We start from the raw sequence: 1,195 nt of genomic DNA, 5'->3' as shown, positions 1-1,195 counted from the left end.
CGGCGCACCGCCCTCGTTCGTGAGGCGTATATAGTCGCCACCCCGACAAACTGTCAACACCGATCTCAGATGTTTTTTCGATTTCTGGTGGAGATATCCGCAGGGTCGAAATTCGTGAGTTGGCTAGGCTGAGTTTCCACATCGCTTTTTGCGCTTGGTCGCGCCTGGGATGCTCGCTTCGGACCGTATGCCTCGCTTTGAAAATCGCTGTCCGCCCGACGGCCGCGGATCTTGCCAGAGCGGCTTTCAGCGGCGATCCTCCAGCAATTCCGGTGTGATGTTCCGGCCTGCGTAGAAGATGCCCAGGATCAGCACCTGCTCGCCCTCGACCGCAAAGGCAATGCTGACCGCCCGTCGGTAGCCGATGATCCGCAGTCCGGGCATGATCTCGCGCCGCTCGGTGCCACGCTGTGGAAAAGTCGATAGACCGAGACAATGGTCTTGAATACCCGCGACAAAATTCCACGCGATCGCCGGCGATGCCCGCTCGGCTATGTCGTCATAGAGCCGTTCGAGTTCGGCTTGTGCGGCGGGATGAAAGACGATCCGATAGACCATCCCCTACTTGGCTTTCGCCTGTTTCGCGCGATGGCGCGCCTCCAGCCGAGAAAAAACCACATCGGCCGGAATTCCTTTAGCTGGATCCTGCTGGAGCTCGGCCAAGCGGCCCGGAATTTCCTCGCGCAGCCATCTTTCCCGCTCCGCCTCGAAATCCTCGAGCATGCGCAGGCCGGCGCGAACAACCTCGCTGGCATTGTTGTAGCGACCTGATTCGAGCTGTTTCCTGATGAAGCGCTCATAGTGGTCGTTCAGAGCGTAGTTGGGCATGACAACCTCCCGGAAAGAGACATGGGATCACGGCACGGATTTAGCAATAGATGTCAGATATTAGCAATATCGCCTCGGTCGGGCCGTCGCGATCGGGGATAGCGCCTGCAGCCGATAGGTGGGATCTGCTCCTCGCGATCCCTCCGGGACAGCTGGCGCTGAAGCCGGCTGAGATGGAATCCTGCCGGCTGAATCCATTTTGCATTTTCGTGGCTGGCCTCGGCTCTGGGAAGCCCAATTTTCCGCCGCGCGAGCTGAGAGCTCGTCTTGGCCCCGAGGCATGGAACGACCGAGGCTTGGCCCTGAACGCTTTGGCTTGGCTTGGCTTGGCTTGGCTTGGCTTGGCTTGGCTTGGCTTGGCTTGGCT

2 protein-coding genes are annotated in these 1,195 nt (G+C 59.5%); both read right to left on the bottom strand.

The features are described 5' to 3' along the window. Positions 1-246: 246 nt before the first annotated feature. The gene (locus FJ949_RS30155; RefSeq protein WP_140501646.1) at positions 247-558 is read right to left on the bottom strand and encodes a type II toxin-antitoxin system RelE/ParE family toxin; all 312 of its coding nucleotides are present in this window, start codon (positions 556-558) and stop codon (positions 247-249) included. Positions 559-561: 3 nt separating this feature from the next. Next, a complete protein-coding gene (locus FJ949_RS30150) occupies positions 562-828 on the bottom strand; it encodes a type II toxin-antitoxin system ParD family antitoxin (RefSeq protein ID WP_140501644.1) in 267 nt (88 codons plus the stop codon). Between the last annotated feature and the right edge of the window lie 367 nt (positions 829-1,195).

Source organism: Mesorhizobium sp. B2-4-1 (assembly GCF_006442185.1).
GTDB lineage: Bacteria > Pseudomonadota > Alphaproteobacteria > Rhizobiales > Rhizobiaceae > Mesorhizobium.
Note: the sequence above shows the minus strand (reverse complement) of the source record. Positions and strands in the feature narration are given on the sequence as shown.

Coding starts and splice junctions, on each gene's coding strand:
- FJ949_RS30155 (WP_140501646.1), bottom strand. CDS start 558: ATGGTCTATCGGATCGTCTTTCATCCCGCCGCACAAGCCGAACTCGAA.
- FJ949_RS30150 (WP_140501644.1), bottom strand. CDS start 828: ATGCCCAACTACGCTCTGAACGACCACTATGAGCGCTTCATCAGGAAA.